This window comes from Bacillus sp. FSL K6-3459, from assembly GCF_038003305.1.
Lineage (GTDB): Bacteria > Bacillota > Bacilli > Bacillales > Bacillaceae > Bacillus > Bacillus pumilus_O.
Window position 1 is genome coordinate 79,386 of record NZ_JBBOOW010000001.1, and the last position, 18,299, is coordinate 97,684.

At 44.9% G+C, this 18,299-nt stretch carries 14 protein-coding genes and 2 rRNA genes; all 16 read left to right on the top strand.

Going from position 1 to position 18,299, the window contains the following annotated elements:
- Window positions 1–31: 31 nt before the first annotated feature.
- The 16 genes from ftsH (at window position 32) to MHI35_RS00500 (ending at window position 18,261) form a co-directional block, all read left to right on the top strand.
- Window positions 32–1,936 carry an ATP-dependent zinc metalloprotease FtsH gene (gene ftsH / locus MHI35_RS00425; RefSeq protein ID WP_012008669.1) on the top strand — a complete coding sequence of 635 codons (1,905 nt, stop codon included), beginning with the start codon at window positions 32–34 and terminating at the stop codon, window positions 1,934–1,936.
- A 164-nt stretch (window positions 1,937–2,100) separates the two neighbouring features.
- Window positions 2,101–2,877 (top strand): type III pantothenate kinase, encoded by a 777-nt coding sequence (locus MHI35_RS00430; protein ID WP_008341820.1) that lies wholly within the window; start codon window positions 2,101–2,103, stop codon window positions 2,875–2,877.
- Window positions 2,878–2,892: 15 nt separating this feature from the next.
- The gene (hslO, locus tag MHI35_RS00435) at window positions 2,893–3,768 is read left to right on the top strand and encodes an Hsp33 family molecular chaperone HslO (protein WP_012008671.1); all 876 of its coding nucleotides are present in this window, start codon (window positions 2,893–2,895) and stop codon (window positions 3,766–3,768) included.
- A 52-nt stretch (window positions 3,769–3,820) separates the two neighbouring features.
- A complete protein-coding gene (locus tag MHI35_RS00440) occupies window positions 3,821–4,723 on the top strand; it encodes a peptidyl-prolyl cis-trans isomerase (RefSeq protein WP_224925996.1) in 903 nt (300 codons plus the stop codon).
- A gap of 77 nt (window positions 4,724–4,800) precedes the next feature.
- Entirely contained in the window at window positions 4,801–5,724 is a 924-nt protein-coding gene (cysK, locus tag MHI35_RS00445; RefSeq protein WP_003217917.1) for a cysteine synthase A, read from the top strand.
- Between the two features lie 124 nt (window positions 5,725–5,848).
- Window positions 5,849–7,267: an anthranilate synthase component I family protein gene (locus MHI35_RS00450; RefSeq protein WP_335349085.1), complete on the top strand. Its 1,419-nt coding sequence runs from the start codon at window positions 5,849–5,851 to the stop codon at window positions 7,265–7,267.
- A 13-nt stretch (window positions 7,268–7,280) separates the two neighbouring features.
- Window positions 7,281–7,874, top strand: a complete 594-nt coding sequence (gene pabA / locus MHI35_RS00455) for an aminodeoxychorismate/anthranilate synthase component II (RefSeq protein WP_144523244.1) — start codon at window positions 7,281–7,283, stop codon at window positions 7,872–7,874.
- Entirely contained in the window at window positions 7,871–8,719 is an 849-nt protein-coding gene (gene pabC, locus MHI35_RS00460; protein WP_335349086.1) for an aminodeoxychorismate lyase, read from the top strand. Before pabA ends, pabC begins: the two co-directional genes overlap by 4 nt.
- Before the next feature lie 9 nt (window positions 8,720–8,728).
- The gene (folP, locus tag MHI35_RS00465) at window positions 8,729–9,586 is read left to right on the top strand and encodes a dihydropteroate synthase (RefSeq protein WP_335349087.1); all 858 of its coding nucleotides are present in this window, start codon (window positions 8,729–8,731) and stop codon (window positions 9,584–9,586) included.
- Entirely contained in the window at window positions 9,579–9,941 is a 363-nt protein-coding gene (gene folB / locus MHI35_RS00470) for a dihydroneopterin aldolase (RefSeq protein ID WP_106052285.1), read from the top strand. Before folP ends, folB begins: the two co-directional genes overlap by 8 nt.
- Entirely contained in the window at window positions 9,938–10,441 is a 504-nt protein-coding gene (gene folK / locus MHI35_RS00475; protein WP_012008679.1) for a 2-amino-4-hydroxy-6-hydroxymethyldihydropteridine diphosphokinase, read from the top strand. The genes folB and folK overlap by 4 nt, the downstream gene beginning before the upstream one ends.
- Window positions 10,393–10,626 carry a helix-turn-helix domain-containing protein gene (locus MHI35_RS00480; RefSeq protein WP_012008680.1) on the top strand — a complete coding sequence of 78 codons (234 nt, stop codon included), beginning with the start codon at window positions 10,393–10,395 and terminating at the stop codon, window positions 10,624–10,626. Before folK ends, MHI35_RS00480 begins: the two co-directional genes overlap by 49 nt.
- Window positions 10,619–11,620: a tRNA dihydrouridine synthase DusB gene (dusB, locus tag MHI35_RS00485; protein WP_335349088.1), complete on the top strand. Its 1,002-nt coding sequence runs from the start codon at window positions 10,619–10,621 to the stop codon at window positions 11,618–11,620. Before MHI35_RS00480 ends, dusB begins: the two co-directional genes overlap by 8 nt.
- A 90-nt stretch (window positions 11,621–11,710) precedes the next feature.
- Window positions 11,711–13,210: a lysine--tRNA ligase gene (gene lysS, locus MHI35_RS00490; RefSeq protein WP_144523238.1), complete on the top strand. Its 1,500-nt coding sequence runs from the start codon at window positions 11,711–11,713 to the stop codon at window positions 13,208–13,210.
- Between the two features lie 389 nt (window positions 13,211–13,599).
- A 16S ribosomal RNA gene (locus MHI35_RS00495) occupies window positions 13,600–15,148 on the top strand.
- A 182-nt stretch (window positions 15,149–15,330) separates the two neighbouring features.
- A 23S ribosomal RNA gene (locus MHI35_RS00500) occupies window positions 15,331–18,261 on the top strand.
- The 16S and 23S rRNA genes sit together here, the layout of an rRNA operon.
- The last annotated feature ends 38 nt before the right edge of the window (window positions 18,262–18,299 follow it).

The window sequence follows — 18,299 nt, forward strand, 5'->3', positions numbered from 1 at the left end:
TAGTTGTGCTTACTGTGGGAGGAGGTAAGGAATGAATCGGGTTTTTCGTAATACGATTTTTTATATACTTATTTTATTACTTGTGATAGGGGTTGTCAGTTGGTTAGGATCCCCTAATCAAAAGCCTGAGAACATGTCTTACAGCAAATTTTCGCAAAATCTAAGTGCGGGAAAAGTGGAGAGTATCTCCATTCAGCCTGTAAGAGGGGTTTATGAAATTCGTGGTCAATTAGATGGCGCGAAGAAAGATGAATACTTCATTACCCATGTTCCAGATGGTCAAGGTGTTGACCAGATATACAGTGCGCTGAAGAATACAGATGTAAAAGTAGAACCAGCACCTGAAACAAATGGATGGTTGCAAGTACTGACAACCATCATTCCGTTTATCATCATCTTTATTCTGTTCTTCTTCTTATTGAATCAAGCTCAGGGCGGTGGAAGCCGTGTCATGAACTTTGGTAAGAGTAAGGCGAAGCTTTACACAGAAGAAAAGAAACGTGTGAAATTTAAAGATGTTGCCGGTGCAGATGAAGAAAAGCAAGAGCTTGTAGAAGTGGTTGAATTCCTGAAGGATCCACGTAAATTCGCGGAGCTTGGCGCAAGAATTCCTAAAGGGGTTTTACTAGTAGGACCTCCAGGTACAGGTAAAACATTGCTTGCGAGAGCATCTGCTGGAGAAGCAGGCGTTCCTTTCTTTAGCATCAGTGGTTCTGACTTCGTCGAGATGTTCGTCGGTGTCGGTGCATCACGTGTACGTGATTTATTCGAAAATGCGAAAAAGAATGCACCATGCTTAATCTTTATTGATGAGATTGATGCAGTGGGTCGTCAGCGTGGAGCCGGTCTTGGCGGTGGTCATGACGAGCGTGAACAAACGCTTAACCAGCTTCTTGTTGAAATGGATGGTTTTAGTGCGAACGAAGGTATTATTATCATCGCTGCGACGAACCGTGCAGATATCCTAGATCCTGCATTGCTGCGTCCGGGACGTTTTGACCGTCAAATTACGGTTGACCGCCCAGATGTCATTGGCCGTGAAGAAGTACTGAAGGTTCATGCGAAAAACAAACCGCTTGATGACACAGTGAACTTGAAAGCCATTGCAAGCAGAACACCTGGGTTCTCTGGAGCAGATCTTGAGAACTTACTAAACGAAGCAGCACTTGTTGCTGCCCGTCATAACAAAAAGAAAATTGATATGCGTGATATCGACGAAGCGACTGACCGTGTCATCGCTGGACCGGCGAAGAAAAGCCGCGTCATTTCGAAGAAAGAACGTAATATCGTGGCGTACCATGAAGCAGGTCATACCGTCATTGGTCTTATCCTAGACGAAGCGGACATGGTGCATAAAGTAACGATCGTTCCTCGTGGTCAGGCAGGCGGATATGCGGTCATGCTTCCAAGAGAAGACCGTTATTTCCAAACGAAGCCAGAGCTTCTTGATAAAATTGTCGGCTTGCTCGGCGGTCGTGTTGCAGAGGAAATTACGTTTGGCGAAGTAAGTACAGGCGCTCACAACGACTTCCAACGTGCAACTGGCATTGCAAGAAGAATGGTCACAGAGTTCGGTATGTCTGATAAACTTGGTCCACTACAATTCGGTCAAGCACAAGGAGGTCAAGTATTCCTTGGCCGTGATTTCAACAACGAGCCGAATTATAGTGAAGCGATCGCTTACGAAATTGACCAAGAAGTTCAGCGTTTCATCAAGGAAAGCTACGAACGTGCGAAACAAATTCTCACTGAGAATAAAGATAAGTTAGAAATTATCGCACAAGCTCTTCTAGAAGTTGAAACGTTAGATGCTGAGCAAATTAAATCTCTTTACGAAACTGGAAAGCTTCCAGAGCGTGTATACGCAGATGACGAAGAGAAAAATGATGATGTGAAAGTGAACATCAAGAAAAAAGAAGAAGACGAGGAGATCTAATCTCCTTATGTGAAAGCTGCTGGGATCACCGGCAGCTTTTTTTTTATTTCAATTCCTGAATGGATCGGTTTCGAATTGTTTACAAATGGAACTCAATTCGTGTATGGTATGATAGAAAGTCGAAAAATGCTCTTTTTGAGAAACTATTCAAAGTGGTGATGAAGTTGTTACTCGTGATAGATGTAGGGAACACAAATACCGTTTTAGGTGTTTATCATAATGGCGATCTAAACTACCATTGGCGAATTGAAACAAGCCGTCATAAAACAGAAGATGAATTTGGTATGGCCATCAGGTCTTTATTTGATTATGTCGGGCTGATGTTTGATCAAATAGAAGGAATTATCATCTCGTCTGTTGTCCCGCCAATGATGTTTGCATTAGAAAGAATGTGCGAGAAGTACTTTCACATAACTCCCCAAATTGTAGGGCCTGGAATGAAGACTGGATTAAACATTATGTGTGACAATCCAAAGGAAGTCGGGGCTGATCGAATTGTGAATGCAGTAGCGGCGATTCACCTTTATGGGGCACCTCTCATTGTCGTAGACTTTGGTACAGCGACAACCTATTGCTATATCAATGAACAAAAACAGTACATGGGTGGAGCGATTGCACCTGGTATTACCATCTCAACAGAGGCTTTATATACAAGAGCGGCAAAACTGCCAAGAATTGAAATTGTCCGTCCAGATCACATTGTTGGAAAAAATACCATCAGTGCGATGCAATCCGGCATCCTTTATGGATATGTTGGGCAAGTCGAGGGAATAGTGAAACGGATGAAGCAACAAGCGAAACAAACACCGAAAGTCATTGCAACAGGCGGTTTGTCGACATTGATTGGAAATGAATCAGACTGCATTGATATTGTCGATCCGTTCTTAACATTAAAAGGACTTCAACTCATTTATGAACGTAATCGTGTCGGTGTACTATAGGAGGTTTAAAATCGAATGGATTACTTAGTTAAAGCGTTAGCATATGACGGAAAAGTTCGAGCATATGCTGCAAACACAACAGATACAATCAACGAAGCACAAAGAAGACACCATACATGGCCAACAGCATCAGCAGCGATTGGCAGAACAATGACTGCCACAGTCATGATGGGTGCTATGCTGAAAGGTGAAAATAAGCTAACGGTCAAAATTGAAGGCGGTGGACCAATCGGTGCCATCATTGCTGATGGAAACGCAAAGGGCCAGGTGCGCGGATATGTCTCAAACCCACAAGTACACTTTGACCTAAATGAACATGGCAAACTGGATGTTAGACGTGCAGTCGGGACATCTGGAACGTTAAGTGTTGTGAAAGATATCGGATTGAAAGATCACTTTACAGGACAAACGGAGATTGTTTCAGGTGAAATTGGAGATGACTTCACTTATTATCTTGTCTCTTCTGAGCAAGTGCCTTCCTCTGTAGGTGTAGGAGTTCTTGTTAATCCAGATAACTCGATTCTCGCAGCTGGCGGTTTCATCATTCAATTGCTGCCTGGAACAGAAGATGCTGTCATTGAAAGATTAGAAAAGCGTCTCTCAACCATTGAACCCATTTCTAAACTTATTGAAAAAGGAATGACACCAGAAGAAATTTTAGAAGAAGTACTCGGAGAAAAACCTCAAATTTTAGAAACTGTACCTGTCGAATTCTCTTGTAACTGCTCAAAGGAACGTTTTGCTAATGGCATTATCAGCCTAGGAAAAGCCGAAATTGACGATATGATTGAACAAGACGGACAAGCAGAAGCTCAATGCCATTTTTGTAACGAAACGTATGTATTTACAAAAGAAGAGCTAGAAGAGCTACGTGAAGAAATAACCCGCTAAGCTCTAAGCAGCGGGTTTTCTTTTTAGAATGGAAAGGAGACGAAAGATGAGACTGAAAGCAAGAGTGGTATGGACGTTTATTCTCGTGTTGCTTATGATCAATGCCGTTGTTATTGCATATGTATTAACAAAGTCGCAAATGTCGCAGGCTTCTTCAAACGGGAAGAGCGGTGAAGAAATTGCGTCGATTGGAAAAGAAAAGGTGACACGTCAAGAATGGTTAAAGAAGATGGAAGACCGCTATGGAAAGGCAACACTTGAGCAAATGATTAATCAGAAGGTGGTTAATCAGCTTGCGAAAGAAAACAAGCTTGAGGTGTCCTCAAAAGAAATCAATCGTGAATTGTTGATGCTTAAAGCAGTATCTAATAATTTCTACGAAGATGGACATACGAGTGAGAAAGACTGGACAGAACAGATTCGTTATCAAATTTTATTGGAGCAGCTTTTAACGAGAGATGCTGTTGTTTCTGAAAAAGAAGCGAAATCCTTTTATGAAAAAAACAAGGACTTATATCAATATGATGATTCATACCGTATTCGTCATATCGTCGTGAAGACAAAAGGCGAAGCTGAAAATGTATTGAAGGATCTGAAAGGCGGATCAAGCTTCGAAGCGGTGGCAGCTGAACGCTCCATTGACCGCTACACCTCTCCATATGGCGGAGATCTTGGATTTGTGACAGAAGAGCAAGAAAGCATCCCAGCCCTATACATACAGGAAGCTCAAAAACTTCAGCCAGATGAATGGACAAAAGAACCGATTGAGACCAAAAACGGGTATGCCATTATTCAATTGAAAGAAAAATTAGATGGCCGCTCCTTCTCGTATGAAGAAGTCAAAAATCAGATCAAAAGGCAGATTGCCATGGAAGATCTAGGTGAAAAGGCGAATGTCAAAACCCTGTGGAAAGAAGCAAAAGTCACATGGTTTTACGATGGCGAGCAGGACTAAAAGCATTGACAAAATTTTTCGAAATTGATAATTTAATATTAATACAATAAAATTACTCGGAGATAGAGGTGTTAGTGATGGCTCGTATTGCAAATTCAGTTTTTGAACTAATAGGAAATACACCAGTCGTTAAATTAAACCGTTTAGTAGATGAAGACAGTGCGGATGTCTACTTGAAACTTGAATATATGAACCCGGGCAGCAGTGTAAAAGATCGTATTGCGTTAGCGATGATCGAAGATGCTGAAGCGAAAGGTACTTTAAAAGCCGGCGACACGCTCATCGAACCAACAAGCGGAAACACAGGGATCGGTCTTGCAATGGTAGCGGCAGCTAAAGGAATTAACGCCATTCTAGTGATGCCAGACACAATGAGCCAGGAGCGCCGCAACCTTTTACGCGCTTATGGTGCAGAGCTTGTATTAACACCAGGTGCAGAAGGAATGAAAGGTGCCATCAAAAAGGCAGAAGAATTGGCAGAAGAGCACGGTTACTTCATGCCTCAGCAATTTAACAACGAAGCCAATGCGGAGATTCACCGTCGTACGACAGGAAAAGAAATTCTTGAACAGTTTGACGGCGAGCTTGATGCATTTATTGCAGGTGTAGGTACGGGCGGCACAATCACGGGTGCTGGTGAAGTCCTAAAAGAAGCCATACCATCGATTCAGCTTTATGCGGTAGAGCCTACTGATTCTCCTGTATTATCAGGCGGAAAACCAGGCCCGCATAAAATTCAAGGGATTGGAGCGGGTTTTATCCCTTCCATCTTGAACACGGAAGTATATGATGGCATTATCCAAGTGAAAAACGAAGATGCATTTGAGCTTGCAAGAAAAGCAGCGAAAGAGGAAGGAATCCTTGGCGGTATTTCTTCAGGAGCAGCCATTTATGCAGCACTTCAAACCGCGAAGAAACTTGGTAAAGGGAAAAAGGTTCTCGCAATCATCCCAAGTAATGGAGAGCGTTACCTCAGCACACCTCTTTATCAATTTGATTAAACCAATTACCCCAGCATTTGCTGGGGTTTTTTTATGAAATTTGTAGATGGAAAGCAAATACTATTTTCTAAATAAATTGGATTGCATTACAATAAGATTAATGAAAATGAAAAAGGATGATAACATGACACAACGCAGGCCGATGGGCATCAAAATTCCTTTTACGAAAGATGCATTCTTGAAAAGATACGAACAATTGACTGCTGGCGAAACGCACCATGTTCTGCTTGAAAGTGCTCGCGGTGGTTCCTACAGCATTGCTGGTATTCACCCAATTGCTAAAGCGAAGGGTAAAGACGGGATGACAACCATCCATTATCAAGATGAGGTGCTGTTCAAAGAAGGTGATCCATTCAGAGCGTTTACGGATTGGTTCCAAACCCTTCAAACCGAAACGAATGAGGAATACCCCGATTTTCAAGGCGGGGCGATTGGATTTTTAAGCTATGATTATGCTAGATATATTGAGCATTTTAAGATGTTGTCCATTGATGACCTGAAAACACCGGATCTTTATTTTCTCGTGTTTAATGATGTTGCGGTCTTTGATCATGAAGAAAACATGCTGTGGCTGATTACTCACACAGAGGGAGCGGAACCTGTGAGTGACACTCATCAAAGACTCGAAGATTTGAAGCAAAAGTGGACAAGCTCTGCAAATGAATCAGCGCAATCACCTGTTCATGAACCTTCTGTAGAATTTGTACCAGCAGCGCCTTTTACCGAGGAAACCTTTGGAGAAGCAGTAGAGAAGATTAAGCAATATATCGCAAGCGGTGATGTGTTCCAAGTGAATTTGTCCATCAGACAAGATGAACAGCTCCACACACATCCGTATGAATTATACAAAACGTTACGTCAAGTCAATCCATCCCCTTATATGTCTTATTTGCACACGCCTGATTTCCAGATTGTTTGTGGATCTCCAGAGCTGCTGATTAAGAAAAAGGGAACTCAACTAGAAACAAGACCGATTGCGGGTACAAGATCAAGAGGCAAAGACGAGGCTGAGGATCACGCGCTGGCAAAAGAGCTCATTGAAAATGAAAAAGAACGCGCGGAGCATGTGATGCTCGTGGATCTTGAGCGGAATGACCTTGGACGCGTGTCCACTTATGGCTCAGTAAGAGTGAACGAATTTATGGCGATTGAGAAATATTCACACGTGATGCACATTGTATCCAACGTACAAGGGGAACTGCGTGATGATTGTGATGCAGTAGATGTCATGAGAGCTGTATTCCCAGGAGGCACAATTACAGGTGCTCCAAAGGTGAGAACAATGGAAATCATAGAAGAGCTTGAGCCAACAAGGCGTGGGCTTTATACTGGATCTATAGGCTGGTTTGGATTCAATCAAGATATGCACTTTAACATCGTCATTCGTACGGCGTACTGCACTGAAGGCAAAGCCTTTATGCAGTCGGGTGCTGGGATCGTCATCGATTCTGTCCCAAAACACGAATACAAAGAATCGATTAAAAAAGCCTATGCAGTGAAAAAAGCATTACAGTTGAGCAAAGAAGAGACTATTTTGAGTTAGAGGTGAGCAGAGCATGATATTAATGATTGATAATTATGATTCATTTACGTACAACCTGGTCCAGTATTTAGGTGAGCTTGGAGAAGAATTGATCGTGAAACGGAATGATCAAGTAACCATTCAAGAAATCGAAGAACTCAAGCCAGATTTTCTCATGATTTCTCCAGGGCCATGCAGTCCTGATGAAGCGGGAATTAGTATGGAGGCAATCAAGCATTTTGCGGGAAGTATTCCGATCTTCGGTGTATGTCTAGGGCATCAATCCATTGCGCAAGTCTTTGGAGGGGATGTCGTTCGTGCTGAGCGCTTAATGCATGGTAAAACGTCAGAGATTCAACATGACGGAAAAGGTGTCTTCACTGGACTCCAAAATCCGCTTGTCGCAACGAGATATCATTCATTAATTGTCAAAAACGAGACGCTACCGGATTGCTTTGACGCAACAGCCAGCACAAAAGAAGGCGAGCTCATGGCCATTCGCCATAAAGAGCTACCAATTGAAAGTGTACAGTTTCATCCTGAATCGATTATGACGTCCTTCGGAAAAGAAATGCTTAAAAATTTCATTGAAACCTATCGTAAAAAGGGGCATGAAGTAAACGCATGATCATTTATCTGAACGGTCAGTATATAGAGGAGAAAGACGCGACTCTTTCTCCTTTTGATCATGGTTTTCTATATGGCATCGGTGTATTCGAAACATTTACCAGCCTGGCAGGACAAGTCTTTCTGTTAGATTGGCACCTTGAAAGGCTCAATCAATCATTGCGTGACCTTTGCATCGAATCCACAATAGAGAAACCATTTGTACTCGACATCATTCATACCTTACTAAATAAAAACGACATAGCCGGTGGACACGCGAGAATTCGCTTCAATGTATCTGCGGGCAGAGGCAATGGATTTTCTGCCGATCCTTATGAAGAGCCTGTCGTGTTTGTCATGATCTCTCCATTCCGGCCCGAATCTGTGTTAGATGAGAAACAGGGAGTCATTCTTCAAACGAGGAGAAATACCCCAGAAGGTCCGAGGCGTCTCAAGTCTCACCATTATATGAACAACCTGCTAGCAAAAAGAGAAGTGGGAAATGATCCGAAGTTAGAAGGTATCTTTTTAACAAAAGAAAATGATGTGGCAGAAGGAATTACCTCCAATATATTTTGGCGAAAAGGCGATGTGATGTATACACCGTCACTTGATACAGGCATTTTAAATGGGGTCACTCGTCGATATTGTATCGAAGCACTCCAAGCGATGGAGGCTTCACTAGAAGTAGGGCGATATCCAATCTCCCATTTGCTATCGGCTGATGAGGCATGGATGACCAATTCTGTTCAAGGGATTGTGCCTTTCAGAAGTATAGGAGAAATCTCCTTTACCCATAACAGCCGAATCTTCTCAACAAAATTGAGAACACAATATACAAAAGAACGTCTAGATTATAAAGAGTAGGTGGACACAATGACACAACAAGTGATAAAGCAACCTAAGGTCATACAAGCCAAGCACCACACCCTTAGTTATGAAGAAAAGACATTGGTCATGGGCATTTTAAATGTTACACCTGACTCTTTTTCAGATGGAGGAAAGTTTAATCAAGTGGATAAAGCGCGGGCTCATGCAGCACAGCTGATAGAAGACGGGGCACATATCATTGATATAGGCGGAGAATCGACTCGCCCAGGAGCTGCATTTGTTTCAGAACAAGAGGAGCTTTCAAGAGTCATTCCCGTCATCGAAAAGATCACAAAAGAATTGGATGTTCCGATTTCCATTGATACGTATAAAGCCCATGTGGCAGATGAAGCAGTGAAAGCCGGAGCTTCCATTATTAATGATGTATGGGGAGCGAAGGCAGATCCTCAAATGGCGGATGTAGCAGCGAAGCACAATGTGCCGATTATTTTAATGCACAATCGACCAGAGCGAAACTACACACATCTAATTTCAGATATGATCGCAGATTTGAATGAAAGTGTTCAAATTGCAAAACAAGCGGGTGTCCGTGATGACATGATCATATTAGACCCAGGTGTAGGGTTTGCGAAAAATAAAGAGGACAACCTGATGGTCATGAATGAGCTTGAACATTTTTGTCAGCTCGGGTATCCACTGCTCTTAGCTACATCTCGAAAACGATTCATCGGAGCTGTCTTAGACCTGCCACCGGAAGAGCGTACTGAAGGAACGGGGGCGACGGTCTGCCTTGGAATTCAAAAAGGCAGTGCGATGGTTCGGGTACATGATGTAAAAGAAATCGCAAGAATGGCAAAAATGATGGATGCCATGCTGAATAAGGGAGGCGCTTATTATCGATAAAGTATATGTAAATGGAATGGAATTTTACGGCTACCATGGCGTATTTGCAGAAGAAAATAAATTAGGACAGCGGTTCCGCGTGGATTTAACAGCTTCACTTGATTTAAGTAAAGCCGGACAAACTGATGACCTCAATGAGACCATTAATTATGCGGAGCTCTACCAAATCTGCAAAAGCATTGTAGAGGGTGAATCAGTCAACCTCGTTGAAACACTAACAGAAAGAATTGCAAGCCAAGTGTTAAAGGACTTTCCGACAGTTCAAGAATGTACTGTGAAGGTGATTAAACCAGATCCGCCAATTCCAGGACACTATCAGTCCGTTGCCATTGAAATGACGAGATCGCGCGCATGAACAATACCGCATACATTGCTTTAGGTTCGAACATAGGGAAAAAGGAAACTTATTTAAAAGAAGCCGTCAAAAAACTGCACGAACATCCAGAGGTTCAAGTAGAATCGATCTCATCTATATATGAAACAACACCTGTAGGTTACGAAAACCAAGATGACTTTTTAAATATGGCTGTGAAAATTTCCACCTCGCTTCGTCCAAATGAATTACTGGCACTTACTCAGAAAATCGAGCAAGAGTTAGGCAGAACAAGAGAAGTGAGATGGGGACCACGAACGGCTGACCTTGACATTTTACTTTATAATCGTGAAAATATTGAAACAGAACAGCTCGTAGTGCCACATCCTAGAATGTACGAACGTTTATTCGTTCTCGTTCCGATGAGTGAGATTTGCCCGGAAATCGGCGAAGTACAAATCAATGCCGTAACAGACCAAGAAGGTGTAAGCATATGGAAAAAGACGTGTGGGGTAGAAGAATTCGTGCATACCGAAAGCTAAAAGGGTATACTCAGGAAGGGTTCGCGAAAAGACTGGGCATCTCTGTCTCTGTCTTAGGAGAAATTGAGCGAGGCAATCGATTACCAACAAACCAATTGGTTGGTCAAATAGCAGATGCTTTAAATATAACGGTGGAAGAACTTTCACCAAATCTTGAAGAAGAAAGGAGGGGAAATGATGTTTAAAATCGGAGATATCGACATTAAAAACAAAGTGGTGCTCGCACCTATGGCTGGTGTGTGCAACTCTGCCTTCAGACTGACAGTGAAAGAATTTGGAGCAGGTTTAGTCTGCGCTGAGATGGTCAGTGACAAGGCAATCCTGATCAACAATGCAAGAACAATGGGTATGCTATACATTGATGAACGTGAAAAGCCTTTGAGCCTTCAGATATTTGGAGGAGAAAAAGACACTCTCGTTGAAGCGGCAAAGTTTGTAGACCAGAATACCACAGCGGACATTATTGATATCAACATGGGCTGTCCTGTACCGAAGATTACGAAATGTGATGCAGGAGCGAAATGGCTGCTTGATCCAAACAAAATTTATGAAATGGTCTCTGCTGTTGTAGATGCTGTAGATAAACCTGTTACGGTGAAAATGAGAATGGGCTGGGACGAAGATCATATCTTCGCTATCGACAATGCCCGTGCTGTTGAACGAGCAGGTGGACAAGCGGTGGCACTTCACGGACGGACACGTGTGCAGATGTACGAAGGAACAGCAAATTGGGATATTATAAAAGAGGTCAAACAATCTGTGTCCATTCCTGTCATCGGCAATGGAGATGTCAAAACCCCTCAGGATGCAAAACGTCTGCTTGATGAAACAGGTGCTGATGCTGTCATGATCGGAAGAGCCGCACTAGGAAACCCGTGGATGATCTATCGAACAGTTCATTATTTAGAAACGGGTGAACTGAAAGAAGAGCCAAACGTACGTGAGAAGATGTCAGTGTGTAAGCTTCACTTAGACAGACTTATTGATCTAAAAGGGGAGCATGTGGCTGTCAGAGAAATGAGAAAGCACGCAGCGTGGTACTTAAAAGGTGTCCGAGGCAATGCGGACGTGAGAAATCAAATCAATCAAAGTGAAACGAGAGCGGAGCTTGTACAAGTTCTTGATGACTTTACGATCGAAGCCGAGGCAAAAGAGCTTCAAAGTATAAAAGTAGGATAAGACTATCTTTCTTTTTGTAGCTCACTGCTAGTGCATGTACTGGCAGTTTTTCTGCTTTTCTCTGCAAAATACATTATTGGAGTGATATAAATGAGTAATGAAGGGCTTAATAACGAAGAATTAAATGACCAATTCCAAGTCAGACGTGACAAAATGAATAAAATGAGAGAAGAAGGTATCGATCCGTTCGGTGAACGATATGACCGTTCTCATCAATCTGCACAAATTATTGCTGAATACGATGAGTTTTCTAAAGAAGACTTAGAAGAAAAGTCTGCCCAAGTGACAATCGCTGGACGTATGATGACAAAGCGTGGAAAAGGAAAAGCTGGCTTTGCGCATATCCAAGACTTAGAAGGACAAATTCAAATCTACGTTCGTAAAGATAGTGTAGGAGAAGAAGCTTACGAATTATTCAAAAGCTCAGACCTAGGCGATATCGTCGGTGTAACAGGAACAGTATTTAAAACGAATGTAGGCGAACTTTCTATTAAAGCGACTAGCTTTGAGGTTCTCACAAAAGCACTTCGCCCGCTTCCTGACAAATATCATGGACTCAAAGATGTTGAACAACGTTATCGTCAGCGTTACCTTGACCTGATTGTAAATCCAGAAAGTAAGCAGACGTTCATCATGCGAAGCAAGATCATCCAATCTATGAGAAGATACTTAGATTCTAAAGGATACCTAGAAGTTGAAACACCAACAATGCACAGCATCCCTGGTGGTGCATCAGCACGTCCTTTCATTACTCATCACAATGCACTGGATATGCCACTTTATATGCGTATTGCGATTGAACTGCACTTAAAACGCCTTATTGTCGGTGGTCTAGAGAAGGTATACGAGATTGGTCGTGTATTCCGTAACGAAGGTGTATCAACTCGTCATAACCCAGAATTCACTATGATCGAGCTTTACGAAGCGTACGCAGATTACAAAGACATCATGAATCTAACTGAAAACCTGATTGCTCATATTGCCGAAGAGGTACTAGGAACAACCACTATTCAATATGGAGAAGATGAAATTGATCTGAAGCCTGAATGGAAGAGACTCCATATGGTTGAAGCAGTCAAAGAAGCAACTGGTGTAGACTTCTGGCAGGAGATGACTGTAGAAGAAGCACAACAGCATGCAGCTGATCACGGAATTGAAATTACGAAAAACATGACGGTAGGTCATATCATCAATGAGTTCTTCGAGCAAAAAGTGGAGGAAACATTGGTGCAGCCTACATTTATTTACGGACATCCAGTAGAGATCTCCCCATTAGCTAAGAAAAATCCTGAAGACCCTCGCTTCACAGATCGCTTTGAGCTATTTATCGTACGCCGTGAACATGCTAATGCATTCACAGAACTAAACGATCCAATCGATCAAAGAGAACGATTCGAAGCTCAATTAAAAGAACGTGAAGAAGGAAATGACGAAGCGCATCTAATGGATGACGATTTTGTTGAAGCATTAGAATATGGTATGCCTCCAACAGGCGGACTAGGAATCGGTATCGACCGGTTAATCATGCTATTAACAAATTCTCCATCAATCAGAGATGTACTGCTTTTCCCACAAATGAGAAACCGCTAATACACCAAGTAAAGCGCCATTTTAACTATGGCGCTTTTTATTTTTCATGAAATGAAACTTTTTTTAAAAAAACTATTGCAAGGAAAGATTCAAGATGGTATATTATTATTCGTTGCCGCAAAACAGCAACGAGGTTAAAAAAAGAAATTGAAAAAACTTCTTGACTTTAACCGATACGAAATGTTAAGATATTAAAGTCGCTTACGAGCGATAACGAAAATGATCTTTGAAAACTAAACAAGACAAAACGTACCTGTTAATTCGAGTTTTTATAAAAAAATCCTATGATGTTTCATAGGTAGTCAGTCAAACGCTGACGAGGCAGGAAATGATCACATGCTAAGTTCGCTACATCGTGTAGCAACGCATGTGTGATATGCATCCTGCATACCTCGGAGAGTTTGATCCTGGCTCAGGACGAACGCTGGCGGCGTGCCTAATACATGCAAGTCGAGCGAACAGAAGGGAGCTTGCTCCCGGATGTTAGCGGCGGACGGGTGAGTAACACGTGGGTAACCTGCCTGTAAGACTGGGATAACTCCGGGAAACCGGAGCTAATACCGGATAGTTCCTTGAACCGCATGGTTCAAGGATGAAAGACGGTTTCGGCTGTCACTTACAGATGGACCCGCGGCGCATTAGCTAGTTGGTGGGGTAATGGCTCACCAAGGCGACGATGCGTAGCCGACCTGAGAGGGTGATCGGCCACACTGGGACTGAGACACGGCCCAGACTCCTACGGGAGGCAGCAGTAGGGAATCTTCCGCAATGGACGAAAGTCTGACGGAGCAACGCCGCGTGAGTGATGAAGGTTTTCGGATCGTAAAGCTCTGTTGTTAGGGAAGAACAAGTGCGAGAGTAACTGCTCGCACCTTGACGGTACCTAACCAGAAAGCCACGGCTAACTACGTGCCAGCAGCCGCGGTAATACGTAGGTGGCAAGCGTTGTCCGGAATTATTGGGCGTAAAGGGCTCGCAGGCGGTTTCTTAAGTCTGATGTGAAAGCCCCCGGCTCAACCGGGGAGGGTCATTGGAAACTGGGAAACTTGAGTGCAGAAGAGGAGAGTGGAATTCCACGTGTAGCGGTGAAATGCGTAGAGATGTGGAGGAACACCAGTGGCGAAGGCGACTCTCTGGTCTGTAACTGACGCTGAGGAGCGAAAGCGTGGGGAGCGAACAGGATTAGATACCCTGGTAGTCCACGCCGTAAACGATGAGTGCTAAGTGTTAGGGGGTTTCCGCCCCTTAGTGCTGCAGCTAACGCATTAAGCACTCCGCCTGGGGAGTACGGTCGCAAGACTGAAACTCAAAGGAATTGACGGGGGCCCGCACAAGCGGTGGAGCATGTGGTTTAATTCGAAGCAACGCGAAGAACCTTACCAGGTCTTGACATCCTCTGACAACCCTAGAGATAGGGCTTTCCCTTCGGGGACAGAGTGACAGGTGGTGCATGGTTGTCGTCAGCTCGTGTCGTGAGATGTTGGGTTAAGTCCCGCAACGAGCGCAACCCTTGATCTTAGTTGCCAGCATTTAGTTGGGCACTCTAAGGTGACTGCCGGTGACAAACCGGAGGAAGGTGGGGATGACGTCAAATCATCATGCCCCTTATGACCTGGGCTACACACGTGCTACAATGGACAGAACAAAGGGCTGCGAGACCGCAAGGTTTAGCCAATCCCATAAATCTGTTCTCAGTTCGGATCGCAGTCTGCAACTCGACTGCGTGAAGCTGGAATCGCTAGTAATCGCGGATCAGCATGCCGCGGTGAATACGTTCCCGGGCCTTGTACACACCGCCCGTCACACCACGAGAGTTTGTAACACCCGAAGTCGGTGAGGTAACCTTTATGGAGCCAGCCGCCGAAGGTGGGACAGATGATTGGGGTGAAGTCGTAACAAGGTAGCCGTATCGGAAGGTGCGGCTGGATCACCTCCTTTCTAAGGATATATGGAGCAGCGTGCGTTTTGGTCTTGTTTAGTTTTGAAGGATCATTCCTTCAAAACATGTCTCTAGCGAGACAGGATTGTTCTTTGAAAACTAGATAACAATAAGTAATACATTCACATTGAATGCAATGCAAAGTTCATCACACATAGTGATTCTTTCTAAAGTAAGAAATGGTTAAGTTAGAAAGGGCGCACGGTGGATGCCTTGGCACTAGGAGCCGATGAAGGACGGGACGAACACCGATATGCTTCGGGGAGCTGTAAGCAAGCTTTGATCCGGAGATTTCCGAATGGGGAAACCCACTGCTCGTAATGGAGTAGTATCCATACTTGAATACATAGAGTATGAGAAGGCATACCCGGGGAACTGAAACATCTAAGTACCCGGAGGAAGAGAAAGCAAATGCGATTCCCTGAGTAGCGGCGAGCGAAACGGGAACAGCCCAAACCAAGAGGCTTGCCTCTTGGGGTTGTAGGACACTCTATACGGAGTTACAAAGGAACGATATAAGCGAAGAGGTCTGGAAAGGCCCGCCAAAGAAGGTAACAGCCCTGTAACTGAAATGTTGTTCTCTCCAGAGTGGATCCTGAGTACGGCGGAACACGTGAAATTCCGTCGGAATCCGGGAGGACCATCTCCCAAGGCTAAATACTCCCTAGTGACCGATAGTGAACCAGTACCGTGAGGGAAAGGTGAAAAGCACCCCGGAAGGGGAGTGAAATAGATCCTGAAACCGTGTGCCTACAAGTAGTCAGAGCCCGTTAAAGGGTGATGGCGTGCCTTTTGTAGAATGAACCGGCGAGTTACGATCCCGTGCAAGGTTAAGCAGAAGATGCGGAGCCGCAGCGAAAGCGAGTCTGAATAGGGCGCATGAGTACGTGGTCGTAGACCCGAAACCAGGTGATCTACCCATGTCCAGGGTGAAGTTCAGGTAACACTGAATGGAGGCCCGAACCCACGCACGTTGAAAAGTGCGGGGATGAGGTGTGGGTAGGGGTGAAATGCCAATCGAACCTGGAGATAGCTGGTTCTCTCCGAAATAGCTTTAGGGCTAGCCTCAAGGTAAGAGTCTCGGAGGTAGAGCACTGATTGGACTAGGGGCCCCTACCGGGTTACCGAATTCAGTCAAACTCCGAATGCCGATGACTTATCCTTGGGAGTCAGACTGCGAGTGATAAGATCCGTAGTCGAAAGGGAAACAGCCCAGACCGCCAGCTAAGGTCCCAAAGTATACGTTAAGTGGAAAAGGATGTGGAGTTGCTTAGACAACCAGGATGTTGGCTTAGAAGCAGCCACCATTTAAAGAGTGCGTAATAGCTCACTGGTCGAGTGACTCTGCGCCGAAAATGTACCGGGGCTAAACGTATCACCGAAGCTGCGGACTGTTCTAACGAACAGTGGTAGGAGAGCGTTCTAAGTGCTGTGAAGTCAGACCGGAAGGACTGGTGGAGCGCTTAGAAGTGAGAATGCCGGTATGAGTAGCGAAAGACGGGTGAGAATCCCGTCCACCGAATGCCTAAGGTTTCCTGAGGAAGGCTCGTCCGCTCAGGGTTAGTCGGGACCTAAGCCGAGGCCGAAAGGCGTAGGCGATGGACAACAGGTTGATATTCCTGTACCACCTCCTCACCATTTGAGCAATGGGGGGACGCAGGAGGATAGGGTAAGCGCGGTATTGGATATCCGCGTCCAAGCAGTTAGGCTGGGAAATAGGCAAATCCGTTTCCCGTGAAGGCTGAGCTGTGATGGCGAGCGAAATTTAGTAGCGAAGTTCCTGATTCCACACTGCCAAGAAAAGCCTCTAGCGAGGTGAGAGGTGCCCGTACCGCAAACCGACACAGGTAGGCGAGGAGAGAATCCTAAGGTGATCGAGAGAACTCTCGTTAAGGAACTCGGCAAAATGACCCCGTAACTTCGGGAGAAGGGGTGCTTCTTAGGGTGTTAAAGCCCCGAGAAGCCGCAGTGAATAGGCCCAGGCGACTGTTTAGCAAAAACACAGGTCTCTGCGAAGCCGTAAGGCGAAGTATAGGGGCTGACGCCTGCCCGGTGCTGGAAGGTTAAGAGGAGCGCTTAGCGTAAGCGAAGGTGCGAATTGAAGCCCCAGTAAACGGCGGCCGTAACTATAACGGTCCTAAGGTAGCGAAATTCCTTGTCGGGTAAGTTCCGACCCGCACGAAAGGCGCAACGATCTGGGCACTGTCTCAACGAGAGACTCGGTGAAATTATAGTACCTGTGAAGATGCAGGTTACCCGCGACAGGACGGAAAGACCCCGTGGAGCTTTACTGCAGCCTGATATTGAATGTTGGTACAGCTTGTACAGGATAGGTAGGAGCCTTGGAAACCGGAGCGCTAGCTTCGGTGGAGGCATCGGTGGGATACTACCCTGGCTGTATTGACCTTCTAACCCGCTGCCCTTATCGGGCAGGGAGACAGTGTCAGGTGGGCAGTTTGACTGGGGCGGTCGCCTCCTAAAATGTAACGGAGGCGCCCAAAGGTTCCCTCAGAATGGTTGGAAATCATTCGCAGAGTGTAAAGGCACAAGGGAGCTTGACTGCGAGACCTACAAGTCGAGCAGGGACGAAAGTCGGGCTTAGTGATCCGGTGGTTCCGCATGGAAGGGCCATCGCTCAACGGATAAAAGCTACCCCGGGGATAACAGGCTTATCTCCCCCAAGAGTCCACATCGACGGGGAGGTTTGGCACCTCGATGTCGGCTCATCGCATCCTGGGGCTGTAGTCGGTCCCAAGGGTTGGGCTGTTCGCCCATTAAAGCGGTACGCGAGCTGGGTTCAGAACGTCGTGAGACAGTTCGGTCCCTATCCGTCGCGGGCGCAGGAAATTTGAGAGGAGCTGTCCTTAGTACGAGAGGACCGGGATGGACGCACCGCTGGTGTACCAGTTGTTCTGCCAAGGGCATCGCTGGGTAGCTATGTGCGGACGGGATAAGTGCTGAAAGCATCTAAGCATGAAGCCCCCCTCAAGATGAGATTTCCCATTCCGCAAGGAAGTAAGATCCCTGAAAGATGATCAGGTTGATAGGTCTGAGGTGGAAGCGTGGTGACACGTGGAGCTGACAGATACTAATAGATCGAGGACTTAACCTATATTCTATTGTGAAGTTTGAACATTGTTATCTAGTTTT